Source organism: Burkholderia sp. Bp9016 (assembly GCF_003857765.1).
In the GTDB taxonomy this organism is placed as follows: Bacteria; Pseudomonadota; Gammaproteobacteria; order Burkholderiales; family Burkholderiaceae; genus Burkholderia.
On sequence record NZ_QTPY01000010.1, the window covers coordinates 75,349 to 98,150 of the forward strand.

Sequence of the window (22,802 nt, forward strand, 5' to 3'; positions counted from 1 at the left end):
CACCGCAGCAAAAAGCCCGCTATCGAGCGGGCTTTTTGCTTTTTGTCCGATCAAACCGGCGGCTGCCCGGGGATCGATCAGAGCTGCGGCGCGAGTGCGCGGCGCGCGTCGTCCTGCGACAGCGCCATGCGCTGCGCGTAGTCGTCGAGCTGATCCTGCCCGATTTTTCCGACCGAGAAATACCGGCTGTCCGGGTGTGCCAGATAGAAGCCCGACACGCTCGCGGCCGGCAGCATCGCCAGCGAATCGGTCACGCTCATCCCGATCTCCTCGGCATGCAGCGCGGCGAACATGTCGCGTTTCACGAGGTGGTCGGGGCAGGCCGGGTAGCCCGGCGCCGGGCGGATGCCCACGTACTTTTCCGCGATCAGCGCATCGTTGTCGAGCGTCTCGCCGCTCGCGTAGCCCCACAGCTCGCGGCGCACGCGCGCATGCATCGCTTCGGCGAACGCTTCCGCGAAGCGGTCCGCGAGCGCTTTCAGCATGATCGCGCTGTAGTCGTCGTGGTCGGCTTCGAACTGCTTCTCCTTCACGTCGACGCCGAGGCCGGCCGTCACCGCGAACATCCCGATGTAGTCGGCCACACCCGACTCCTTCGGAGCGATGAAGTCGGCGAGCGAGCGGTTCGGGCGCATTACGCCGTCGACCACCGGGCGCACGCTCTGCTGGCGCAGGTTGCGCCACGTGAGCAGCACTTCCGAGCGCGACTCGTCGGTATAGATCTCGATGTCGTCGTCGTTGACCGTGTTGGCCGGCAGCAGCGAGATCACGCCGTTCGCGGTCAGCCAGCGGCCCTGGATCAGGCGCGCGAGCATCGACTTCGCGTCGGAGAACACGCGCCGCGCCGATTCGCCGACGATCTCGTCGTTCAGTATCGCCGGGTACGGGCCGGCGAGATCCCAGGTCTGGAAGAACGGACCCCAGTCGATGTAGTTCGCGAGCTCGTTCAGGTCGTAGTTCCTGAACACGCGGCGGCCGATGAACTTCGGCTTGACCGGCGTGTAGCCGGCCCAGTCCACCTTGGTCTTGTTCGCGCGCGCGTCGGCGAGCGTGACCATCGGCTGCTGCTTGCGGTTCGCGTGCTGGTCGCGGATGCGTTCGTAGTCGGACTTCAGTTCGTCGAGATACTTCGCCGCACCTTCGTCCGACAGCAGGTTCGACGCAACCGATACCGAGCGCGATGCGTCGGGCACGTAGACGACCGGGCCTTCGTAGTGCGGCGCGATCTTCACGGCCGTGTGCACGCGCGAGGTCGTCGCGCCGCCGATCAGCAGCGGGATCTTCTTCACGCGGAAGTAGTCGTCGCGCTGCATTTCGGAAGCGACGTACGCCATTTCCTCGAGGCTCGGCGTGATGAGGCCCGACAGGCCGATGATATCCGCGCCTTCGACCTTCGCCTTCGCGAGGATCTCGTTGCACGGGACCATCACGCCCATGTTGACCACTTCGAAGTTGTTGCACTGGAGCACGACCGACACGATGTTCTTGCCGATGTCGTGCACGTCGCCCTTCACGGTCGCGATGACGATCTTGCCCTTCGCGCGTACGTCGCCGCCCGCTTCCGCGAGCAGCCGCTTTTCTTCCTCGATGAACGGGATCAGGTGCGCGACGGCCTGCTTCATCACGCGCGCCGACTTCACGACCTGCGGCAGGAACATCTTGCCCTGGCCGAACAGATCGCCGACGATGTTCATCCCGTCCATCAGCGGGCCTTCGATCACGTTGATCGGGCGGCCGCCGGCCGCGGCGATCTTCGCGCGCACCTCTTCCGTATCCTCGACGATGAAGTTCGTGATGCCGTGCACGAGCGCGTGCGAGAGCCGCTTCTCGACCGGCTGGTTGCGCCACTCGAGGTTCTCTTCCTTCTTCGCGCCGCCCGCCTTGAACTTGTCGGCGATTTCGAGGAGCCGGTCGGTGGAGTCGTCGCGGCGGTTCAGGATCACGTCCTCGACGCGCTCGCGCAGCTCCGCGTCGAGATCGGCGTACACGCCGAGCTGGCCCGCGTTGACGATGCCCATGTCCATCCCCGCCTGGATCGCGTGGTACAGGAACACGGTGTGGATCGCCTCGCGCACCGGGTCGTTGCCGCGGAACGAGAACGACACGTTCGACACGCCGCCGCTCACCTTCGCGTACGGCAGGTTCTGCTTGATCCAGCGGGTCGCCTCGATGAAGTCGACCGCGTAGTTGTTGTGTTCCTCGATGCCGGTTGCGACCGCGAAGATGTTCGGGTCGAAGATGATGTCTTCCGGCGGGAAGCCGACTTCGTTCACGAGGAAGTCGTACGAGCGCTTGCAGATCTCGGTCTTGCGTTCGTAGGTATCGGCCTGGCCCGTTTCGTCGAACGCCATCACGACCGCTGCCGCGCCGTAGCGGCGGATCAGGTTCGCGTGGTGGCGGAACGCTTCCTCGCCTTCCTTCAGCGAGATCGAGTTCACGATCGCCTTGCCCTGCACGCATTTGAGGCCGGCCTCGATCACGTCCCACTTCGACGAGTCGATCATGATCGGCACGCGCGCGATGTCCGGCTCCGACGCGATCAGATTCAGGAAGCGCACCATCGCCGCCTTCGAATCGAGCATCGCCTCGTCCATGTTGATGTCGATTACCTGCGCGCCGTTCTCGACCTGCTGGCGTGCGACGGCGAGCGCCTCATCGAACTGGCCGTTGAGGATCATCCGCGCGAACGCCTTCGAGCCGGTGACGTTGGTGCGTTCGCCGACGTTGATGAAAAGCGTCCCGGATGTGACGTTGAACGGCTCGAGGCCGGCAAGGCGCATCGTGTGATCGGTCATGGCGGTGCGAATTCGTATGAGGTAGGGCGGGCGTTGAGGCGGTCGGTCAGGCGGCGTCGCTATACTGGCTCGGCCAGCGGCGCGGTTTCACGTCGGCGAGCGCCTTTGCGATCTCGGCGATGTGCTCGGGCGTCGTGCCGCAGCAGCCGCCGGCGAGGTTCACGAGCCCGGCTTGCGCGAATTCCTTCAGCAGGCCCGACGTGACGTCCGGCGTCTCGTCGAAGCCGGTTTCGGCCATCGGGTTCGGCAGGCCCGCGTTCGGATAGCACGACACGTAGGTGTCGCACAGCTTCGCAAGCTCGGCGATGTACGGGCGCATCAGCGCCGCGCCGAGCGCGCAGTTCAGGCCGAACGTGAGCGGCTTCGCGTGACGCAGCGAATTCCAGAACGCCTCGACCGTCTGGCCCGACAGGATGCGGCCCGACGCATCGGTGACGGTGCCCGAGATCATGATCGGCAGGCGTTCGCCGGTGTCCTCGAACAGTTCGTCGAGCGCGAACAGCGCGGCCTTCGCGTTCAGCGTGTCGAAGATCGTCTCGACCAGGAACAGGTCGACACCGCCGTCGAGCAGCGCCTTCGCTTGCTGGTAGTACGACGTGCGCAACTCGTCGAACGTGACGTTGCGCGCGCCCGGGTCGTTGACGTCCGGCGAGATGCTCGCCGTCTTCGGTGTTGGCCCGATCGCGCCCGCGACGAAGCGCGGCTTGTCCGGGGTCGTGTATTTCGCGGCCGATTCGCGCGCGAGCTTCGCCGATTCGATGTTCATCTCGACGACGAGGTCTTCCATCTCGTAGTCGGCCTGCGCGACCGTCGTCGCGCCGAACGTGTTGGTTTCGACGATGTCCGCGCCGGCCGCGAAGTACTGGTCGTGGATCTCGCGGATGATCTGCGGCTGCGTGAGCGACAGCAGTTCGTTGTTGCCCTTGATGTCGCGCGGGAAGTCCTTGAAGCGCTCGCCGCGATACGCGGCCTCGTCGAGCTTGTAGCGCTGGATCATCGTGCCCATCGCGCCGTCGAGGATCAGGATGCGCGATTTCAGCAGCGCAGGCAGTTCGGCGCCGCGCGTGTAGTGCGCGTCGAGCGGGGCGGAAGCGGCGAGAGGGGTCGCAGACATGGGGGAGACCGGCGAAGACGGGAAAACCGTCATTGTAGCCGGTGCGCCGGGCCGCCGTCCGGCCTCGCGCGGCGTGGCACGCGGGTTGCGCATGCGGTCGACGCGGATGCGGCGGCACGGCACATGCGCACGAGCGTTGTCCTTGCGACGAGGCCGCGGCGTCGCCGCGTGCCGCCGCACCAAACGAAAACCCCCGCCGGCGAACCGGACGGGGGCTTGGATCGGAGTGCTCGCGGCACCGCGCCAGCGGCGCGGTGAATGGCCCGGCGCCGTGCCGGGCCGCTCAGGGTTCAGTGCAGGACGACCGGCATCATCATCAGGCTGTCGAACTGTCCGAGGAATTCGTCCACTTCGTCGAGCGACGGTTCCTCTTCGATCAGCTGTTTCACGTGTGCGCGGAATCGCTCGGCAAGTTCGCCGTCGATGAAGATCTCGCGCTGCGCGTTCTTGTCGACGATTTCGTATCCGCCGGCATTCATCAGATGGTGACCGGCCTGCGGCGCAAATTCGACGACGCAGTAGTTGGGGCTGTTGTAGATCATTTGCATGGCGGCACTCCTCTTCGCAGTGGCATCTGGCCTTGTTGTCCCGTAGATGGGGCAGGCCTTGCCGGTTTCAAGGGGCTTGCGCTGCACACCCCGGTCTCCCGTTTGCGTGGGGTGTATCGGTTAGAAGCCGATGTCTATCAAACGTTTCTTATTGTCGTCCGGTGTACTGAAATAGTTGTTAAAGAGTGTCATCGGCCATTTCCGTCAGCACTTTAATCGGTCGAAATTGCCGATTTGTCGCATTCACGGCCCGGCCGTCGACGACGCAGGCGTTGCAGCCGGTGGCGCGGGCGGTTGCTCGGCGGCCGACGGCGCGGGTTGAGCCTCGGGTTGCGCCGGTTGCGCGGCCGACGCCGGCGCACTCGCAGATCCGCTCGTTGCGTCGCTGTCGACTCCACCTCCAGAGGGTACACCCGGCGGCGCCAGCGTGCCGTGCCACAGCAGCTCGATTTGCGCGCCGTTCGGCTCCGTTTGCACGAGCCGCGCGGGCAGCCAGCCGAGCGACGGCGCGAGCCACATGTCGATGCGGCGCGTGTCGCCGTCGCGGCGCGGCAGGCGCATGAAGTGTCGGGCCCTGACGATACCGGTCTGGGTCTGCACGTCCTCGTCGCCGATCACGGCGATCGGCCAGGTTTCGCCGCTGTTGTTGTCGATCACGAAGAACTGCTGCGTGACGCCCGGCTTGTATGCGGAGGGATTGCCGCGCACGAGCCCCGACAACTGCATCAGCATGCTGAAGCGATCCTGCACGCCGTCGGGCAGCGGTGCGTTGTTTGGCGTGCGCGTGAAGACGACCTGATGGATTTCCCGGTTGAAGATCGCGATGTCCTCGGGACGCCGGCCGCGCTTTTCTACGTAACGGTCGGGCGCGATGCCGAATGCGTCGATCCGGCCTTCGCTGCGATACGTGAACGGGCCGACGAACGGCACCGGCATCGACACCGCCAGATCGTAGACTCGTCCGTCGGTGCGCCAGTGGATCGTGCCGATCATGTTCTGCATCCCGTTGTAGAACGTGTCGTACTGCAGGTCGCCCGATGGCGGCACGGAGAACTTCACGCCGCTCGTGGCGGGCCCCGGCGTCGCGGCGCCGCTCGCAGCGCCAGCCGACGCCGCCTGCGCGCCCGACGCGCCTGCCGTGTCGCTCGCGGCGGAGGTGGCGGAGGCGGCGGCCGGCGGCGGTTCGCCGTGCGCGGCCGTTTGGGTCGACGTGAGGACGGGTTCCCGCGCCGGTGCGGGTTTCGGTGCGGCGGACGGGCGCTTAGCCGGCGCAGCTTCGGCTGGATGCGCTGCCGGCTTCGGCGCCGGCTGGCGCTCGATCGGCTGCGGCTTCAGCAGTTCGATCTGTACCGGCACGTCGGCGGGCGCGGGCGGCGAGAACGATGCGCGATTGCGCGTCAGCCACAATGCTGCGAGCGCGTGCAGCACCAGCACGACGACGAGCGCGACGCCCGCGCGCAGCCAGTGGCGGGGCAGGGCGTGACGAGGACGGGTGGCGGCTGGCGGCATCGGCGCATCGGAACAGGGTTGGGGCGGTCGTGGCGCACCGCGCGCTGCGCGGTACACGAATCGGACCGCCGGATGCCCCGCGCGTTCGCGGCGCATCGCGCGGATTTCACGCGGGTGTCGGGTGTTGCGCGCGTCGCGGGTCAGGCGTCGCGCGCGTCCGGACTATAGCCGAGTTCGTACGACAGTTTCTGCGCGCATGCGCGTAGCGCCGTGTCCATCTCGCCGCCCCATGCGATGTCGAACGAGCCTTCCTGGCCGAGCGCGACGACGGCGAGCGCGAGTTCGCCGACCGCGTCGAACACGGGCATGCAGAACGCGTGGATGGTGGGCAGCAGCATCCCTTCGACGCGCGCGGCCTGATGCGCGCGTACGTCGGCGAGCACCGCATCGACTTCGGCGAGCGTGCGCGGGCCGCCGTGATGCGGCGAGCGGCGGGTATCGGCGAGCTCGCGCTCGAGCATCGCGGCGGTCTTGCTGCGCGGCAGGTACGCGGCGAACAGCAGGCCGGTCGCGGAGCCGAGCAGCGGCATCACGTCGCCGAGCTTGAGCGATGCCTTCGCGGGGTGGCTCGATTCCATCCAGTGCACGATCGTCGGCCCCTGGTTGCCCCACACCGCGATGCCGACCGTCTGGTCGAGGCGGTCGCGCAACTCGGTCAGCGCGATTCGCGCGAGCTTCACGCCGTCGACGCGCGCGAGCCGTGCAAGCCCCATCTGCAGCGCGAAGCCGCCGAGCTCGTAGCGGCCCGAGACGGGATCCTGCGACACGACACCGAGCCGCGAGAAGCTCACCAGATAGCGGTGCGCCTTCGCGGGGCTCATGCCCGCTCGCTGCGCGAGGTCGCGCAGCATCATCGCGCGCGGCTCGCTCGTCAGCACGTCGAGCAGGCGAAAGCCGACCTCGATCGACTGGATGCCGGAGCGGACCTTTTCGCCGCCTTCGCCGCCTTCGCCGCCGTCGCCGGAGCCGGCGTCGTCGGTATCGGAATCGGCGAGATCGTCGTCGGGAAGCGGGCTGGCGGGCATGGGCAACGGGGCGCGAAAATGCGGCAAGGGTCGGGACGGAAACGGCATGCACGATCGTGGCGCGCCGCAGGGATTCACCATCGTAAAATAGATTCCCTCCATCGTCACTACAACGGCAGATACCCCATGAAACTTGCATCGCTGAAGGACGGCACGCGCGACGGCCAACTGATCGTCGTGTCGCGCGACCTGCACACCGCGGCGATCGCCGATGCGATCGCGCCGACGCTGCAGCGCGTCCTCGACGACTGGGCGTTCTACGCGCCGCAACTGCGCGATCTGTACGACGCGCTGAATCACGGCCGCGCGCGCAACGCGTTTGCGTTCGACGCGGCGAACTGCATGGCGCCGTTGCCGCGCGCGTTCCAGTGGGCCGACGGCTCCGCGTACGTGAACCACGTCGAACTCGTGCGCCGCGCGCGCGGCGCCGACATGCCGCCGGAGTTCTGGACCGATCCGCTGATGTACCAGGGCGGCAGCGACGACTTCCTCGGCGCGCGCGACGACATCGTGTGCCCGTCCGAGGAGTGGGGCATCGATTTCGAGGCCGAGGTCGCGGTGATTACCGGCGACGTGCGGATGAGCGCGTCGCCCGACGAAGCACTGAAGGCCGTGCGGCTCGTCACGCTCGTGAACGACGTGTCGTTGCGCAACCTGATTCCGGCCGAACTCGCGAAGGGCTTCGGCTTCTTCCAGAGCAAGCCCGCCACCGCGTTCGCGCCGGTCGCGGTCACGCCCGACGAGCTCGGAGAGGAATGGCGCGAAGGCCGCGTGCACCGGCCGATGATCGTCCACTGGAACGGCAGGAAGGTCGGCCAGCCCGACGCGGGCACCGACATGGTGTTCCACTTCGGCCAGTTGATCGCGCACGCGGCGAAGACGCGCAACCTGCGGGCCGGCTCGATCGTCGGCTCGGGCACGGTGTCGAACAAGGATGCGAAGCGCGGCTACTGCTGCATCGCCGAGAAGCGCTGCCTCGAGACGATCGAGCACGGCGCGCCGCAGACCGAATTCATGCGCTACGGCGACACCGTGCGCATCGAGATGTTCGATGCGGCCGGCAAGTCGATCTTCGGCGCGATCGAGCAGTCGGTCGCGCCGCCCGACGGCGCGGCCTGATGCCCATGCGAAGCCCGGCTTCGGCCCGCGCGCCGGGTTTCGCCCGATGTTTGCCCGCGCGGGCTTGGCTACACTCGATTCAGACGTTTCAAACGTTCGACGCATTTCAGGAACCCGGGAGCTGCGCATGGCCGATCTCGCCGCATACGGCGGTTACGAAGCACTGAAAGTGACGCGCCGCGATCATGGCGTGCTCGACATCGTGATGAGCGGGGAGGGCGCGAACCGCAGCGGCCTCGCGACCGCGAACGAGCGCATGCATCGCGAGCTCGCCGATATCTGGCGCGACGTCGATCGCGATCCCGACACGCGCGTCGCGGTGATCCGCGGCGAGGGCAAGGGCTTTTCGGCGGGCGGTGATCTCGCGCTCGTCGAGGCGATGGCGAACGACTTCGACGTGCGCGCCCGCGTGTGGCGCGAAGCGCGCGACCTCGTCTACAACGTGATCAACTGCAGCAAGCCGATCGTGTCGGCGATGCACGGGCCGGCCGTCGGCGCGGGCCTCGTCGCGGGTCTGCTCGCCGACATCTCGATCGCCGCGAAGGATGCGCGCATCATCGACGGCCACACGCGGCTCGGCGTCGCGGCTGGCGATCATGCCGCGATCGTGTGGCCGCTGTTGTGCGGGATGGCTAAGGCGAAGTACTACCTGCTGCTGTGCGAGCCGGTGAGCGGCGAGGAGGCCGAGCGCATCGGCCTCGTGTCGCTCGCGGTCGAGCCGGCCGACCTGCTGCCGAAGGCATACGAAGTCGCCGAGCGGCTCGCGCACGGTTCGCAGCCGGCGATCCGCTGGACCAAGTACGCGTTGAACAACTGGCTGCGCTCGGCCGGGCCGACGTTCGATACGTCGCTCGCGCTCGAATTCATGGGCTTCTCCGGGCCCGACGTGCAGGAGGGCATCCGCTCGCTGCGCGAACGGCGTCCACCCGACTTCCGAGGCGACGCACCGTTCTGACGTGCCGTTCTGGTGCGCGCTATGATCGAACCAGAGACGGTTGCGCGCCGCGCGCCGGCCGCCTTGCTCCCCCAGCCAAACAGGATGCCCGTATGACCACCGATGCTTCCGGTTCCAATCCTTTCGCCGGTTTTGCCGGTTTCAAGCCTGCCGACATGCTCGACCGGATGTGGGACATGATGCGGATGTCGCCGTTCGGCGGCGGAATGGCGTCGTTTCCCGGCGCGGCATCGGGGTTGCCGCCGTCGCTGTCGAGCATGTCCGACATGATGGCGCCGCTCACGAGCGTCGAGGAGCTCGACAAGCGGATCACCGATCTGCGCGCGGTCGAGCAATGGCTCAAGCTCAATCTCGGGATGCTGCAGTCGGCGATCCAGGCGCTCGAGGTGCAGCGTGCGACGCTCGCGACGCTGCGCGCGTTCGGCGCATTCGCACAAAGTTCGATGTCGGCGGCCGAAGAGGCCGCCGTCGCGGCCGCGCAGGCGGCGTCCGCGCCGCGCGCCGACGCACCGTCCGCGCCGGATGCTGCTGCGGGCGCCGCGGACGCGCCGCCCGCAGGCGATGCCGCGCAGCAGGCGTTCGATCCGTCCGGCTGGTGGAACCTGCTGCAAGCGCAGTTCAACCAGCTCGCGAGCCTCGCGATGACGCAGCCGGGCGCGCAGCCCGCCGCGCCTGGCGAAGCGCCGCCGGCCTCGGCGCAGGCCGAGCAGCCTGCACCGGCAGCGGCAGCGGCTGCGGCTGCGCCGCGCAAGCCCGCGGCGAAGCGCGCGAAGCCGGCCGGCTCGGCCGCGGCGCGCGCGGCGGCCGCTTCGTCGCCGGCAACCCGTCCGCCGAAACGCTCGACGTGACGCGAACCCGGTAGCTGGTCGATCATGCGGCTCGCGCTCGTTCTGATGGGAGGCGGCGCACGCGCCGCCTACCAGGTCGGCGTGCTGAAGGCGCTGGCGGAGATCGCGCGCGAGGCCGATCCGCACCGGCATACGCTGCCGTTCGCGGTCGTGTGCGGTTCGTCGGCCGGTGCGATCAACGCGACGTCGATCGCGAGCCACGCGGACGATTTTTCGCACGGCGTGCGCCGTCTGCTCGAATTCTGGGAGCCGCTGCGTGCCGAATACGTGTATCGCACCGACTGGCTCGGCATCGCGATGGCGGGCGCGCGCTGGCTGGCGGCGATGTCCTTCGGCTGGGCGGCGCGCCGCTCGCCGCGCGGACTGCTCGACAACGCGCCGCTCGCGCACCTGCTGCAGCGCGAGCTGAGCTTTCACCGGATCGAGCAGATGCTCGAGGGCCGCCTGCTCCATGCGCTCGCGGTCACCGCGCTCAGCTATTCGAGCGGGCGGCACCTGACGTTCTACCAGGCCGCGGAGCCGATCCAGGCGTGGCGGCGCGCGCAGCGCACCGCACGGCTCGTCGACCTGTCGGCGTCGCACCTGCTTGCGTCGTCGGCCATTCCATTCGTATTCCCGGCCGTGCCGCTCGTGCTCGACGGGCAGGTCGAGTACTTCGGCGACGGATCGATCCGCCAGATCGCGCCGCTGTCGCCGGCGATCCACTTCGGCGCGGACCGGATCCTCGTGATCGGCGCGGCTGATCCGCGTCCCGAGATTCCCGCCGCGAACGGCTCGGGGCGGGTGCGCGGCTATCCGACGCTTGCGCAGATCGGCCAGCAGGTGCTCGCCAGCGTGTTTCTCGACTCGATCGGCTCGGACATCGAGCGGATCGAGCACATCAACCGGATGATCGAGCACCTGCCGCAACAGGTCGAGGTGGACAGCGGCTGGCGGCATGTCGATGTACTCGCGATCGCGCCGTCCGAGCGCATCGAGCTGATCGCCGCGAAACACCTGAAGCAGATGCCGGCGACGATGCGTGGGCTGCTCGGCGCGGTCGGCGGCAGCCAGCCGACCGGCGCGTCGTTCGCGAGCTACCTGCTGTTCGAGGAGGCCTTCACGCGCGAGCTGATCGAGCTCGGCTACCGCGACGGGCGTGCGCAGCGCGAGACGCTGGCCGGCTGGATTGCGCATGCCGACGGCAGCAGCGCGACGGCGGCCGGCATGCCGTCGGAAGACGGTCGCGCGGCCGGCGAAATGCGGGTCTGACGCGCATCGAATGCACCCATGGGACGCGATGCTTACAGATGGGTTGCATTTTCGCGACGGTTGCCCGCGACCGATCGCCGCACCACGGTTGGCGGCGTGCGGCCGGGCTGGAGTCTCGGAACGGTCATGTGCGCATGCTATTATGGCCGCCGCCGTATATACCATATCGAGCAGCCCGCCGGTCCGGCTGCCGCACGGGAACCCGCCCGGGAACCGCGTGGCGCAGGGGACGGGCTCGCCAATGAGCCGGCTTGCGCCGGCCCCCACATCAGGCACGCGCAACCGGTTCCGTTCGAGTGGAGCGGGGCTGCGGCGTGTCACGAGGCGGCAGCGCGGCCGCCCGGCTGCCGAACGCGGAATCCGCGTCCGGAGGGCGAATTCACGCGTAAAATTAGAGTCTTGGCTGCAAAAAAGCGCGCACGCGCCCACGCGGCAACAGTCACGTTTAGAGAAGTCGCATTGCGCAGAACAGGGGTGGGACCATCATGAACACCATGCTTTATCCGGAACTTTACAGGTCGCTCGAAGCTGTCCGCTGGGACATGGAGAAGGACATTCCGTGGGACAAGTTCGACGCTTCACTGCTCACCGACGAGCAGGCGAAGACGATCAAGATGAACGCGATCACCGAATGGTCGGCGCTGCCCGCGACGGAGATGTTCCTGCGCGACAACCAGCATGACAGCGACTTTTCCGCGTTCATGAGCGTCTGGTTCTTCGAAGAGCAGAAGCACTCGCTCGTGCTGATGGAATACCTGCGCCGCTTCCGCCCGGAAATGGTGCCGACCGAGGAAGAACTGCACGCGGTGCGCTTCGAGTTCGATCCGGCGCCGCCGCTCGAGACGCTGATGCTGCACTTCTGCGGCGAAATCCGCCTGAACCACTGGTATCGCTGCGCGGCCGACTGGCACACCGAGCCGGTCATCAAGCAGATCTACGAAACGATCTCGCGCGACGAAGCACGTCACGGCGGCGCGTACCTGCGCTACATGAAGAAGGCGCTGAACAACTGCGGCGACGTCGCGCGCGCGGCGTTCGCGAAGATCGGCGTGCTGATGGCGTCGGCGCGTCGCACCGAGAAGCCGCTGCACCCGACCAACCTGCACGTGAACCAGGCGCTGTTTCCGCGCGACACCGTGCAGTCGCGCCTGCCGGATCCGGAATGGCTCGAGCGCTGGCTCGACGAGCAGATCCGCTTCGACGGCGAGTGGGAAAAGAAGGTCGTAGAACGGATCCTGCACAACCTGTCGATCCTGTTCGAGCGCACGTTCGCGACCGCGCAGGAGCTGAACCGCTACCGCAAGGAAGTCACGAGCCGCCTGCAGTCCGAAAGCGGCCCGTCGTCGGCCGCGCAACCGGCCTGAGGCCGACAGGCATCGCTCCCGGCGTGAAGCCGCGCCGGGAGGGATCGCCGCGCCGCATCCATGCATGAAGCCCGCCCGGTCATCCGGCGGGCTTTTTATCTGGCGCCGCCGTGTTTCGTCACGACGCGCATCGCTTACTCCACCCGACCTCCGTCATGCCCGCTACCTTCGAACGCAAGCTGATCACCCGCGACGCCCTCGTTGCCCTGCGCGCGTCGCTGACTTCGCCCGTCGTGTTCACGAACGGCGTGTTCGACATCCTGCACCGTGGTCACGTCACGTATCTCGCTGACGCCCGGGCGCTCGGTGCGTGCCTGATCGTCGGCGTGAACAGCGATGCGTCGGTGCGCATGCTCGGCAAGGGCGATGACCGTCCGATCAACCGCGAGGAAGACCGGATGGCGCTGCTCGCAGCGCTGGAAAGCGTCGACTGGGTCGTGAAGTTCGAGGAGAAGACGCCCGTGTCGCTGATCGATGCCGTTCGTCCGGACATTCTCGTGAAGGGCGGCGACTACGACATGGACGCGCTGCCGGAATCGGCGCTGGTGCGCGGCTGGGGCGGGCGGGCGCTTGCGATTCCGTTCGAGCACGACCGCTCGACCACGGCGCTGCTGAAGAAGGTGCGCGCGCAGCAGTCCTGACGCGGGTTTCGCGCCGTCAGGGCGCGGAGGCCGCGAGCGGCTCGGCCGTGACGGCCGGCGCGGCGATCGGGCCGCCGATCACGGGTTGATCGCTCGCCTGCGCGAGTGGCGTCGCGCGCAACGCGTCGGGCTGTACCTGCCGGGACAGCACGCCCGGTTCGCGTGGGCCCGCTGCCGGCAGCGGCCAGAACACGCCGCGCACCAGCACGAACGCGAACAGGTTGGCGAGAAAGAGAACAGCGATCAGCCAGCGCAGCATCGTCGACGCTCCTCGTCGTTGGTCAGTCGTTCCACCATTCAGTCCAGTCGGGCCGGCCGTTTGGCCGGCTTTTTCATTGCGGCCGATGGATCCGTTTGCGGCGGCCCGGCCGCGTATGCGTGCTGCCGTCGGCATCCGTCTGCATGTGGGGGCAGGTCACGATGCGTGCAGGCCCGCCGTTACTGTCGCGAAACCCGCGGCACGGGCTTTCGGCCGTGCCGCCGGCGCCATTGCCAGCCCCTTTCCGTCAATCCTGCGCCGCCGCTTCCGCGGCAATCAGCGCGAGTCCCGACAGGATCAGCGCATCGTGCCGCGTATGCGGCAGCGGCAGCGCACGCGCGACGTCGTCGGCCGCGCCGCCGGCCAGCACGAGCCGAACCGGCGCCCGCCATGCATCGGCGAGATCGCGCCACGCGCGCTCGATCAGCCCCGCCTGCGCATACAGGCAGCCGGCCGACAGCGAGCGCGGCGTATCGACCTGGAATGGTTCGGCCTGCGCGCCCGCGAGCAGGCCGCTCGCGATGTCGGTGGTCAGCGTCGGCAACTGCGCGGTGTGCGTGCCGAGCGCGCGCATCATCAGCGCCCAGCCCGGCGCGATCAGCCCGCCGGTGAAGCGGCCGTCCGCACGCAGTGCCTCGAGCGTCGTCGCGGTGCCGAACGTCGCAATCAGCACGTGTTCGTCCGGGAACGCCGCGCGCGCGCCGATCAGGCCGGCCCAGCGGTCGCTGCCGAGCTGTTCGGGCGTCGTATAGCCGTTCGTCACGCCGCACTGCACGGGACGCGAGCGTACCGTCGTGCGCGGCAGGCCCGGCCAGCGTGCGTCGAGCAACGCGTCCAGTCGCGCGGCCACGTCGGCGCCCGCGACGTTCGAGATCCAGGCGCCGCGCGGACGCGGCAGGCTCGACCAGTCGGGATCGGTGCCGCCGTCACGCGTATGGCCGAACGCGCCCGTGTCGACGAGCGTGCGCTGCGCGTCGGCGAGCGCCCACTTGATCCGGCTGTTGCCGGCGTCGATCAGCAGATGCGGTTCGCTCATTGTGTTTCGCGCAGCGACACGTCGCCGGCCGCGATCGCCTGCATGCCGTCCGGCGTGTCGAGCAGCAACTGGCCGGTTGCGTCGATGCCCGTCGCGATGCCGCGCACGCGTTCGACGCCCTGTTCGAGCAGCACGACTTCACGCCCCGCGTACGCGTGCAGCGCGTGCCAGCGCGGCAGGAACGGTGCGAGCCCGTCGGTCCCGAACTGCGCGAGCGCCGGCGTCAGTGCGTTCAGTGCGGCGGCGAGCGTGTCGGTGAGGTTTGCCGATGCGCACGCGGCCGACAGCGCGGCCGGCGGCAGCCCGCTCGCGAGCGTCGCTTCGCGCGCGCGCAGCGCGTCGACCTGCGCGGCGACGGCTTCCGCGCCGCGCACGTTGATGCCGAAGCCGATCACGACGGCGGTCGCGTCGGCGGTGGTCCAGACGGTTTCGATCAGGATCCCGGCGAGCTTGCCGACGATGCGCGGCGTGCCGTCGTCGGTCGCCGTCAGCAGCAGGTCGTTCGGCCATTTGAGCGCGACGCGCGTGCGGGCGTCGAGCGGCAGCGCCGAGAGCCCTTCCGCGAGCGCGACGCCGATCGCGATGCTCAGGCCGCCGAGCGCGTCGACGGCGCGCGGCACGATGCAGCCGACCGAGCACAGCAGCGCGTTGCCGGGCTGCGCGAACCACGGACGGCCTTGCCGGCCGCGGCCGGCCGTCTGCTCGAACGCCACGCGCACGAGCGGTGCGGGCAGCGCGTTCGCGGTGCGCGGCAGTGCCTTGAGGCGGGTTGCGACGTCGGCGTTGGTCGAGCCGGTGGCGGCGACGATGTCGAGCGGCCACGCGCGAGGCGCGGCGTCCAGGTGCGCCTCGAGCCGGTTGCGCGCGATGTGCGCGTCGCCGGAATCGGGCGTGTCGGAGGAGGTGGGGGCGTTCATGGCGCCTATTGTAGCGACAGGGGGGCCGGGGCGCGTCGGTAAGCGGGCGGTGGTCGAACTGTTTGAAGCATGAGCGGAGATCGGTGTAACGCACCAAGCGCGAATGTGCCGTTGCTCCTCTGGGCGGGCATGCATCCTGACGAAGGTGTATAGACACACGTAAAACAGTACCTTTTGCGTTTTTGGAATGCCTATTGGGAAACCATAATCGGCCGACGTCGACTGATTAGGATTTCGAATTCGTCTGATTGATTCTCCTATTCCAATCGCGCATTTTGGAACAGCGAGTGTTTCGCCAATCAATGATGAAAGGAAATTCAGATGAGTCATAGCGGGCACGCGTTACCAAGGATTGCTTTGGCGGTCGTCTGTCGGCGTATGCCGCGAGGAGACGGAGGCATTACCGGCAGGTCGACAGCCGCCGGATTTGCAGCGAGGGGCGCTGTCGTTGACGAAAACCGGCGGAGCGCGATGGGTCGAGGTGGCGCAGCATGATCCGCTATTTCCTCGCCAGAGGCGATCGGGGTGGCAGTGCCACGATTACGGAGGGGTTGGAGTCCGTCACGTGTTCCAATCCACCGCCACGCGTGCAGATCGCCACGCTCTACATGAAAACCTATTGCTCGGCCTGTAAGCAGGAAGGGTTTGTCTCGCCGAAAGGCCCGAGGTTGCCTGGCAGAGCGCCAAATGGCCAGCCATGGGCGTTGAGCGGAGATGTCAATGCATGCGGGTGCAATCCGCCGCCTGTCTTCCATGCCGAGCGAGGTATGAGGATGTTTGTCGGCCACACGTCTGCGGTTGAGTCGAAAGAACCAGGAAATGGAATTTCGCACCGGCCAATTGCTGATGCTGAATACGACGAGCAGTATGTATTGAAAAACGCGAAGACCGGGCGGCCTTTGGCCCGTGTGTCATACCGAATACATACCAGTTCCGGCGAGCTCTTCAGTGGCACGACCGATAGTATGGGGCATACACAGCGCGTTGCTACGCGCTGCGCGGAGAAGCTGAGAATCGAGATAGTCGAGAAGAACGATGCCGCATGATGACTACGAGTACGTGACTGTACACGACTCAGCAGTGGCAAACACCGTGCATGGCTCGAAGGTGGAGCTTTTACTGGCCGTCGACGAACCACCAATCTGTGAAAACATGACCGATGCGGAATTTCGTACGAGAGTCCTGACTTTGCGCGACGACGCCGTGAAAATAATCACGCAGCGAATTGACGAGCTTGATGCCTGGAAAGGGCCCGCACGGGCAAGAGTCAGGGAGTGGTTTGGGATAGCCGACGAGCCTATTCGAAGTGTGCTGACGAATGGATTGGCCGCCCTGGTTACGGTCATGAATGGATTGGCGGCAAGGAATTTCGTTCGCTCCGATCCCGAACTTGATAGGGTGCTGGGATGTACGCCGAATACCAAGAATCTAGCTGGAGAGGTTGCGCACGTTTGCGGCCCCGATACTGCAACGCATACGATATCGACTACCCCCAAGTTCTGTGAGCTGCCAGACGCGAGTGCAGGCACATTTTCCTCGATGCAACTTACCATTGTTCACGAATGCGCTCATTTTCTTGATACGTTCGGAGCGCTTGACTACAAGAACACCTATGGACAATTCCTCAGCAAGCGGCTCGCTAAGGAAAATCCAGCAATGGCAATTAGAAATGCAGACAATATTTCGGGGTATATCCTGTGCGTTGATTAGTCTTGTGGCGCTGTGTGCTTCAAGTGCTGCGTTTGCTTGCAGTTTTGCATTGCAATATTCGAGTAAGCTCGAGCACGGCGCCGTGACCATTTCGAATGTCGACAGGGTGGCCCTAGCCAGCTTGTTGATTACTGTTCGGAACAGTGCCGCGAACAACGGTCCCGTCGTGATCTACGGATATTCCGATGAGCATGAGCGTGATGCAATTGCGATCGCCCGTAACCGGGCGATCGCTGTTCAGGCGTATCTGCTCGATCTCGGTGTTTCGAAAGATCGAATTCATGTCGAATCTAAAATATGGCGAAGTAACTCCGTTATCCCGCCGGGCGAGCGCAACCAAGTGGAGATTGAGTTCATTCCGGCGTGTTCATCGGATGGTTGTGATAACCCATGCGAACTGTCCGAAACTCGCTAGCACGCCTGCGCGCGGTTCGTGCCGCCGCCGCGCATTCCCCCCGCGCTGCCGAAGCACCGTCACGGCGCCACCACCGGATGCTTCAACGCATGCGCGGTCTCGATCCACTGCGCGTGGAATTCGTCCGCATCGGGCTTGAGCCCCAGTTCGCCGTTGCGATACGCCATCGCGAGCGTCTGCACGGCTTCCGGCAACTCGTGTTCCGCCGCACGGCGATACAGCGCGAGCGCGCGTGCTTCGTCGCGCGGCACGCCGCTGCCGTCGCGGTACGCGTTCGCGAGCATGAAGTCCGCGGCCGGGATGTCCGCACGCGATGCGAGCTCGAACCAGTGCGCGGCCTGCACGGGATCGGCGGCGGTGCCGTAGCCGCTGCGATAGATCAGCCCGAGGTAATACGCGGCCGCCGCATCACCATGCCCGGCCGCTTCGCCGAGCAGCGCGCGGGCGCGTGCATAGTCCTTCGGGAGGTCGCCGCTGCCGAGCAGCAGCGCCTTGCCGAGCGCGAGCTGCGCCCGCCGCACGGCAGGCGTATCTGCCTTCCCGTCGTCCTGCGCGGCGGTTTCGAGCCAGCCACGCCCTTCGTCGCGCAGCCCCGGCTCGTGCGCATCGACGAGTGCGATGCCGAGCGCCGCCTGCGCGTCGCCAGACCCGCGGCGCGCGAGGGTGCGCAACTGCGCAAGCGCGTGCGGCTCGACGGCCTGCGTGACCATTGCCTGCCACTCGTCGAGTTGCGCGGTGCTCGGCGCGGGGCCGGTCGCGCGCCAGCCGGTCGCCACGGCAGCGACCGCGACGGTCACGGCGGTTGCCGCGAGCAGCGCGGCCGGCGGGAGTTTCGCGCGCAGCAGGCGCCGCGCGGCAGCCGCGAAGCCGGCTTCGGCCGGCCGCATCGTCCGGATCGGTTGCATCACGGGTCTCATGGTCATCGCGTCAGGTCGAGCTCGTAGACGGCGAGGTTCTTGCCGGAGCCGTCGTCGGCCGCGACCTGCGTGAGGCCGGTGAGGCCCGCTGCCGTCGCGTCGCCGAGCCGATTCGGCGCGGACGTGAAGCGCACGTGCGCAACCGAGCTCGCGAGCTTCGTGAAGCGCCAGCTGCGCTGCGCGCCGTCCGCCGCGCGCGTGATCGCGCCGCGCTTCTTGATGAACGCGATCAGCACGTCGCGGTTCGCGTCGGGCGACGCGAAGATCGTCTTGCTGCCGTCGAGGCCCGGGAAGTTGCCGCCGCCGCTCGCGCGGTAGTTGTTGGTCGCGACGATGAATTGCGCGTTCGCGTCGATCGGCGCGCCCTTGTACGTCAGGTTCCTGATCCGGCTGCCGACGGGCTGCGTGACGTCGATCTCGTATGCGAGATCCGCGGACGTGAACATGTCGAAGTTGTAGCCGGGGAAGCTGCTGACGAGCGGCTGCACGGTCGCCTTGGTCGGGTCGATCGTGTTGAAGCGCTTCGCGGCCGTCTCGAGCCAGTTCTTCACGTCGGCGCCGTTCACCTTCACCGCGTACACGGTGTTCGGATACAGGTACAGGTCGGCCGCGTTGTTGATCGCGAGCGCGCCGGGCGCGACGTCGGTGTAGTCGCTGCCGCCGCCGAAGCCGCTTTTGAACGGCGCGCTGACCGACAGCACCGGCAGCGACGCGTACTGGGGCAGGTTCGCCTGCACGTAGGTCTTCACGTAGTCGGCCTGCGCCTCGTTGACGATCTGGATCGCGCCCGGATCGCCGACGTCCGCGAAATACGAGTTCATCCGGTAGTCGGTCGAGCCGATCGGCGTCTTCACGTAGTCGATGGTCGCCTGGTGTTCGGCGGCGATCGCGGCGGACACCGACGGATCGGCGGCGACGTAGCTCTTGTCGGCGTTCTGGATCGGCCGCGCCTCGACGGTCGTTTGCGACCTGTCGACGCTCCATGCCTTGCCGTCGAATTTCAGGCCGAGCTTGATCACGCCGAGATGCTTGCCCCAGTAGTTTGCCATCACGGTCGGCACGCCGTTGACGGTGCCCTTTACCTTGTCGACGCCCGGCAGGTTGAACTGCGCGACCGTGCTGCTCGCGTCCGGGAACACCTGGTGCGAATGGCCGATCAGCATCGCGTCGATGCCGGGCACCTTCGACAGCCACCAGCTGCCGTTTTCCATCGTCGGCGAATACGCGGAGTCGTCGAGGCCGCCGTGCGAGATCGCGACGACGAGATCGGCGCCCTTCGCGCGCATCTCCGGAATGTACTTCTCGGCTGCTTCCTTCAGGCCGGTCGTGTAGACCTTGCCGTCGAGCCAGCGCTTGTCCCAGTTCATGATCGCCGGCGGCGTGAAGCCGATGATGCCGATCTTCACCGGCGCGCTGACCGTCGTGCCGTCCGGCGCGACGGCCGTCACCGTGCGCGTCAGGATCGTGTACGGCGTGAACAGCGGCGCGTTGGTCTTCGCGCTGATCACGTTCGCGAGCACCTGCGGGAAGTTCGGGCCTGCGCACTTCTTCTGCTGCGCGGGGGCCGGCAGCCCGTCGACGTCGAACGTGTTGCCCGTCACCTGCGACAGGTACGGCAGCCCGTAGTTGAACTCGTGGTTGCCGATCCCGCCGCCGTCGAACTTCGCGGCGTTCATCACCTTGTAGATCGCGAGCGTCTGGTCGCAGCCGACCGGCTTCACGAGCGCCTGGTAGTCGGACAGCGCGGTGCCCTGGATCGTGTCGCCGTTGTCGAGCAGCAGCGTGTTCGGGTACTGCGCGCGCGCCTGTGCGATCAGCGTCGACACGCGTTCGAAACCGAGCGAGTTGTCCGCGGCGAGCTTGAAATAGTCGTACGACAGCACGTTGGTGTGCAGGTCGGTCGTTTCGAGCAGCGCGAGCGTGGCGGTGGTGCCGGCGGGCGCCTGGGCCGGGGGCTGCGACGACGACGGCGAGGTGACGTCGTCGCCGCCGCAACCGGCGAGGGCGAAGGCGAGGCTGGCGAGTGCGGCGGCGCCGGTCGCTCGGTGGCGGGAAAGCGGGGGGAGACGCATCGATTGTCCTGTTCGGTGTTCTGTTCTGTGAATCGCGATGATTCGCGAGGCGCGCAGCGAGATGGCGGCGCGGGCGCCGACGGCCTGATGTGCGGCGCGTGAGAGTATCGAAAGGAAACGTGACGGAAGAATGAAAGGTGGACGCGCGGCCGGCGCGGCGGGCGTCGACGGAAATCCTCACGTCGCGGCGCCGGGCGGTTCGCTACAATGGCCGCTGTCATCCTTTTGCAAACAACCCGCCTTTGGACTTCGAGACTCCTCCCGGCCTGTCGGTCGACGCCGGCGGTCAGGGCCAGACGGTGCGCCTGTACGGCCAATGGACTGCGCTCGCGCTCGCGCGCAATCGCGGCGCGGTTGCGCGCCGCGTCGCGGGCATCGCGTCCGGGCGCGTGAGCGAATGGGATCTGTCCGGTATCGAACGGCTCGACCACGTCGGCGGTCAGGCGCTTTGGCGCGTATGGGGCCGCAAGCTGCCGGACGGTGTCGCGCTGAGCGCGACACAGCGCACGATCTTCGAGCGCATCGAACGCCTCGACAGCCAGCGCGAGGCGCCCGAGCGCATCGTGCGTGTCGATCCCGTCACGCGCCTCGGCCAGACGATCTTCTCGTTCGGCGAACACCTGCAGGGCGGCATCGCGATGTTCGGCCTCGTGATCCTCGACGCGCTGTCGGTGCTGCGCCGCCCGCAGACGATGCCGTGGAAGGAAACGTCGGCGAACATCTACAGCGCCGGCGCGCAGGCGCTGCCGATCACCGCGCTGGTCGCGTTCCTGATCGGCATCGTGCTCAGCTACCTGTCCGCGCAGCAGTTGCAGATGTTCGGCGCGAACCGCTACATCGTGAACATCCTCGGGCTGTCGGTGATCCGCGAGCTTGGGCCCGTGCTGTCGGCGATCCTCGTGGCGGGCCGCTCCGGGTCGGCGATCACCGCGCAGATCGGTGTGATGCGCGTGACCGAGGAGCTCGACGCGATGCGCGTGATGGGCATCCCGCACGGGCTGCGGCTGATCCTGCCGCGCGTGCTCGCGCTAGGTGTCGCGATGCCACTGCTCGTGATGTGGACCAACATCATCGCGCTGACGGGCGGCGCGCTCGCCGCGAAGGTGGTGCTCGGCATCGACGTCAATTACTTCGTGCGCTCGCTGCCGGGCGTCGTGCCGATCGCGAACCTGTACATCGGCGTCGGCAAGGGCGTCGTGTTCGGCATGCTGATCGCGCTGGTTGCGTGCCATTTCGGTTTCCGGATCAAGGCGAACTCGCAGAGCCTCGGCCAGGGGACGACGACGTCGGTCGTCACGTCGATCACGGTCGTGATCCTTGCCGACGCGGTGTTCGCGATCCTGTTCCAGAACGTGGGGCTCGGATGAACGCGTCGAAAGAAACGGCGGCCGATGCCGCTCCGACCGATGCCGTGGGCGTCGGCGCCGGATCGGCCGGCACGCCGCCGGCCGCCGCGGTGCACGGCGAGGACCTCGTGATCGAGGTGCGCAACCTGACCAAGCGCTACGGGCGCAACATCGTTCACCAGAAGCTCGATTTCGATGTGCGGCGCGGCGAGATCGTGGCGGTCGTCGGCGGCTCCGGCTCGGGCAAGACGACGCTGGTGCGGCAGATTCTCGGCCTCGAGCGGCCGACGTCGGGCACGATCAAGGTGTTCGGCGAAGACACGTCGACGATCGACGACGCAAGCGCGCGGATGATGCGCACGCGCTCCGGGATGCTGTTCCAGCAGGGCGCGCTGTTCTCGTCGATGACGGTGTTCGACAACGTCGCACAGCCGTTGCGCGAGCTCGGCCGCGTGCCGCCCGACCTGCTGCACGACATCGTGATGCTGAAGCTCGAGATGGTCGGGCTGCCGTGCAAGCACGCGTCGAAGATGCCGGCCGCGCTGTCGGGCGGGATGATCAAGCGGGTCGGCATCGCGCGCGCGATCGCGCTCGAGCCCGAGCTGCTGTTCCTCGACGAGCCGACTGCCGGGCTCGACCCGCAGGCCTCCGACGAATTCGTCGAGCTGATCGCGACGCTGCACCGCACGCTCGGGCTGACGGTCGTGATGGTGACCCACGATCTCGACACGATGGTCGCGCTGTCGACCCGCGTGGCGGTGCTGGCCGACCGCAAGGTGCTGGTCGCCGCGCCGGTCGAGGAGGTCGCGAACGTCGACCATCCGTTCATCCACGAATATTTCCTGGGGCTGCGCGGGCGCCGCGCACTGCAGGCGCTGCCGCCCGAGCGGCGCGCGAAGCTGCCGAAGGCGGCCCTCGAACCGGCGCTGTCCAGCGTCGAGCTGTAACAGGCAAGGACAAG

General features: G+C 67.2%; 21 protein-coding genes. 11 read left to right on the plus strand and 10 right to left on the minus strand.

Going from position 1 to position 22,802, the window contains the following annotated elements:
- Positions 1-77: 77 nt before the first annotated feature.
- The 5 genes from metH to DIE13_RS14250 all read right to left on the minus strand — a co-directional run bounded on the left by metH (position 78) and on the right by DIE13_RS14250 (position 6,991).
- Positions 78-2,795, minus strand: a complete 2,718-nt coding sequence (gene metH, locus DIE13_RS14225) for a methionine synthase (RefSeq protein WP_175750972.1) — start codon at positions 2,793-2,795, stop codon at positions 78-80.
- 46 nt (positions 2,796-2,841) lie between these two features.
- On the minus strand, positions 2,842-3,909 hold the full coding sequence (locus DIE13_RS14230) for a homocysteine S-methyltransferase family protein (protein ID WP_124827795.1): 1,068 nt from the start codon (positions 3,907-3,909) through the stop codon (positions 2,842-2,844).
- Positions 3,910-4,199: 290 nt separating this feature from the next.
- Positions 4,200-4,457, minus strand: coding sequence for a DUF3567 domain-containing protein (locus DIE13_RS14235; RefSeq protein ID WP_009693455.1), 258 nt, complete (start codon positions 4,455-4,457; stop codon positions 4,200-4,202).
- A 243-nt stretch (positions 4,458-4,700) separates the two neighbouring features.
- On the minus strand, positions 4,701-5,966 hold the full coding sequence (locus tag DIE13_RS14245) for a DUF3108 domain-containing protein (protein WP_124827797.1): 1,266 nt from the start codon (positions 5,964-5,966) through the stop codon (positions 4,701-4,703).
- Positions 5,967-6,106: 140 nt separating this feature from the next.
- On the minus strand, positions 6,107-6,991 hold the full coding sequence (locus DIE13_RS14250; RefSeq protein ID WP_175770233.1) for an IclR family transcriptional regulator: 885 nt from the start codon (positions 6,989-6,991) through the stop codon (positions 6,107-6,109).
- Positions 6,992-7,117: 126 nt separating this feature from the next.
- On the opposite strand from DIE13_RS14250, the gene DIE13_RS14255 reads away from it, so the two are divergent.
- From DIE13_RS14255 to rfaE2, 6 genes are all read left to right on the plus strand, one after another.
- Positions 7,118-8,110 carry a fumarylacetoacetate hydrolase family protein gene (locus DIE13_RS14255; RefSeq protein WP_124827799.1) on the plus strand — a complete coding sequence of 331 codons (993 nt, stop codon included), beginning with the start codon at positions 7,118-7,120 and terminating at the stop codon, positions 8,108-8,110.
- A 127-nt stretch (positions 8,111-8,237) separates the two neighbouring features.
- On the plus strand, positions 8,238-9,065 hold the full coding sequence (locus DIE13_RS14260; RefSeq protein WP_124827800.1) for an enoyl-CoA hydratase/isomerase family protein: 828 nt from the start codon (positions 8,238-8,240) through the stop codon (positions 9,063-9,065).
- A gap of 92 nt (positions 9,066-9,157) precedes the next feature.
- Positions 9,158-9,913 (plus strand): PhaM family polyhydroxyalkanoate granule multifunctional regulatory protein, encoded by a 756-nt coding sequence (locus DIE13_RS14265; RefSeq protein WP_124827801.1) that lies wholly within the window; start codon positions 9,158-9,160, stop codon positions 9,911-9,913.
- Between the two features lie 24 nt (positions 9,914-9,937).
- Positions 9,938-11,164 (plus strand): patatin-like phospholipase family protein, encoded by a 1,227-nt coding sequence (locus DIE13_RS14270; protein WP_124827802.1) that lies wholly within the window; start codon positions 9,938-9,940, stop codon positions 11,162-11,164.
- 485 nt (positions 11,165-11,649) lie between these two features.
- Entirely contained in the window at positions 11,650-12,528 is an 879-nt protein-coding gene (locus DIE13_RS14280) for a diiron oxygenase (RefSeq protein WP_124827803.1), read from the plus strand.
- Positions 12,529-12,683: 155 nt separating this feature from the next.
- On the plus strand, positions 12,684-13,169 hold the full coding sequence (gene rfaE2, locus DIE13_RS14285) for a D-glycero-beta-D-manno-heptose 1-phosphate adenylyltransferase (RefSeq protein ID WP_096507457.1): 486 nt from the start codon (positions 12,684-12,686) through the stop codon (positions 13,167-13,169).
- Between the two features lie 16 nt (positions 13,170-13,185).
- Here the strand turns inward: rfaE2 and DIE13_RS14290 are convergent, their stop codons facing one another.
- From DIE13_RS14290 to DIE13_RS14300, 3 genes are all read right to left on the minus strand, one after another.
- A complete protein-coding gene (locus DIE13_RS14290; protein ID WP_124827804.1) occupies positions 13,186-13,428 on the minus strand; it encodes a hypothetical protein in 243 nt (80 codons plus the stop codon).
- Between the two features lie 247 nt (positions 13,429-13,675).
- Positions 13,676-14,464: a type III pantothenate kinase gene (locus DIE13_RS14295; protein WP_124827805.1), complete on the minus strand. Its 789-nt coding sequence runs from the start codon at positions 14,462-14,464 to the stop codon at positions 13,676-13,678.
- Positions 14,461-15,381, minus strand: coding sequence for a biotin--[acetyl-CoA-carboxylase] ligase (locus tag DIE13_RS14300; protein WP_124827806.1), 921 nt, complete (start codon positions 15,379-15,381; stop codon positions 14,461-14,463). The genes DIE13_RS14295 and DIE13_RS14300 overlap by 4 nt, the downstream gene beginning before the upstream one ends.
- Before the next feature lie 491 nt (positions 15,382-15,872).
- Between DIE13_RS14300 and DIE13_RS14305 the strand changes: the two genes are divergently transcribed.
- The 3 genes from DIE13_RS14305 to DIE13_RS32895 all read left to right on the plus strand — a co-directional run bounded on the left by DIE13_RS14305 (position 15,873) and on the right by DIE13_RS32895 (position 17,506).
- Positions 15,873-16,427, plus strand: coding sequence for a hypothetical protein (locus DIE13_RS14305; protein ID WP_124827807.1), 555 nt, complete (start codon positions 15,873-15,875; stop codon positions 16,425-16,427).
- The gene (locus DIE13_RS14310) at positions 16,417-17,091 is read left to right on the plus strand and encodes a M35 family metallo-endopeptidase (protein ID WP_124827808.1); all 675 of its coding nucleotides are present in this window, start codon (positions 16,417-16,419) and stop codon (positions 17,089-17,091) included. The genes DIE13_RS14305 and DIE13_RS14310 overlap by 11 nt, the downstream gene beginning before the upstream one ends.
- A gap of 82 nt (positions 17,092-17,173) precedes the next feature.
- The gene (locus DIE13_RS32895; protein ID WP_175750976.1) at positions 17,174-17,506 is read left to right on the plus strand and encodes an OmpA family protein; all 333 of its coding nucleotides are present in this window, start codon (positions 17,174-17,176) and stop codon (positions 17,504-17,506) included.
- Positions 17,507-17,565: 59 nt separating this feature from the next.
- Here DIE13_RS32895 and DIE13_RS14320 read toward each other — a convergent pair whose 3' ends face one another.
- Both DIE13_RS14320 and DIE13_RS14325 read right to left on the minus strand, forming a co-directional pair.
- Entirely contained in the window at positions 17,566-18,411 is an 846-nt protein-coding gene (locus DIE13_RS14320) for a tetratricopeptide repeat protein (protein WP_124827810.1), read from the minus strand.
- 14 nt (positions 18,412-18,425) lie between these two features.
- The gene (locus DIE13_RS14325; RefSeq protein WP_124827811.1) at positions 18,426-20,495 is read right to left on the minus strand and encodes a bifunctional 2',3'-cyclic-nucleotide 2'-phosphodiesterase/3'-nucleotidase; all 2,070 of its coding nucleotides are present in this window, start codon (positions 20,493-20,495) and stop codon (positions 18,426-18,428) included.
- Positions 20,496-20,737: 242 nt separating this feature from the next.
- Here DIE13_RS14325 and DIE13_RS14330 point away from each other — a divergent pair, with 242 nt between their 5' ends.
- Together DIE13_RS14330 and DIE13_RS14335 are read left to right on the plus strand one after the other, a co-directional pair.
- Positions 20,738-21,862 (plus strand): ABC transporter permease, encoded by a 1,125-nt coding sequence (locus DIE13_RS14330; RefSeq protein ID WP_124827812.1) that lies wholly within the window; start codon positions 20,738-20,740, stop codon positions 21,860-21,862.
- On the plus strand, positions 21,859-22,788 hold the full coding sequence (locus tag DIE13_RS14335; RefSeq protein WP_124827813.1) for an ABC transporter ATP-binding protein: 930 nt from the start codon (positions 21,859-21,861) through the stop codon (positions 22,786-22,788). The genes DIE13_RS14330 and DIE13_RS14335 overlap by 4 nt, the downstream gene beginning before the upstream one ends.
- Positions 22,789-22,802: the final 14 nt, after the last annotated feature.

Coding starts and splice junctions, on each gene's coding strand:
- metH (WP_175750972.1), bottom strand. CDS start 2,795: ATGACCGATCACACGATGCGCCTTGCCGGCCTCGAGCCGTTCAACGTC.
- DIE13_RS14230 (WP_124827795.1), bottom strand. CDS start 3,909: ATGTCTGCGACCCCTCTCGCCGCTTCCGCCCCGCTCGACGCGCACTAC.
- DIE13_RS14235 (WP_009693455.1), bottom strand. CDS start 4,457: ATGCAAATGATCTACAACAGCCCCAACTACTGCGTCGTCGAATTTGCG.
- DIE13_RS14245 (WP_124827797.1), bottom strand. CDS start 5,966: ATGCCGCCAGCCGCCACCCGTCCTCGTCACGCCCTGCCCCGCCACTGG.
- DIE13_RS14250 (WP_175770233.1), bottom strand. CDS start 6,991: ATGCCCGCCAGCCCGCTTCCCGACGACGATCTCGCCGATTCCGATACC.
- DIE13_RS14255 (WP_124827799.1), top strand. CDS start 7,118: ATGAAACTTGCATCGCTGAAGGACGGCACGCGCGACGGCCAACTGATC.
- DIE13_RS14260 (WP_124827800.1), top strand. CDS start 8,238: ATGGCCGATCTCGCCGCATACGGCGGTTACGAAGCACTGAAAGTGACG.
- DIE13_RS14265 (WP_124827801.1), top strand. CDS start 9,158: ATGACCACCGATGCTTCCGGTTCCAATCCTTTCGCCGGTTTTGCCGGT.
- DIE13_RS14270 (WP_124827802.1), top strand. CDS start 9,938: ATGCGGCTCGCGCTCGTTCTGATGGGAGGCGGCGCACGCGCCGCCTAC.
- DIE13_RS14280 (WP_124827803.1), top strand. CDS start 11,650: ATGAACACCATGCTTTATCCGGAACTTTACAGGTCGCTCGAAGCTGTC.
- rfaE2 (WP_096507457.1), top strand. CDS start 12,684: ATGCCCGCTACCTTCGAACGCAAGCTGATCACCCGCGACGCCCTCGTT.
- DIE13_RS14290 (WP_124827804.1), bottom strand. CDS start 13,428: ATGCTGCGCTGGCTGATCGCTGTTCTCTTTCTCGCCAACCTGTTCGCG.
- DIE13_RS14295 (WP_124827805.1), bottom strand. CDS start 14,464: ATGAGCGAACCGCATCTGCTGATCGACGCCGGCAACAGCCGGATCAAG.
- DIE13_RS14300 (WP_124827806.1), bottom strand. CDS start 15,381: ATGAACGCCCCCACCTCCTCCGACACGCCCGATTCCGGCGACGCGCAC.
- DIE13_RS14305 (WP_124827807.1), top strand. CDS start 15,873: ATGATCCGCTATTTCCTCGCCAGAGGCGATCGGGGTGGCAGTGCCACG.
- DIE13_RS14310 (WP_124827808.1), top strand. CDS start 16,417: ATGCCGCATGATGACTACGAGTACGTGACTGTACACGACTCAGCAGTG.
- DIE13_RS14320 (WP_124827810.1), bottom strand. CDS start 18,411: ATGCAACCGATCCGGACGATGCGGCCGGCCGAAGCCGGCTTCGCGGCT.
- DIE13_RS14325 (WP_124827811.1), bottom strand. CDS start 20,495: ATGCGTCTCCCCCCGCTTTCCCGCCACCGAGCGACCGGCGCCGCCGCA.
- DIE13_RS14335 (WP_124827813.1), top strand. CDS start 21,859: ATGAACGCGTCGAAAGAAACGGCGGCCGATGCCGCTCCGACCGATGCC.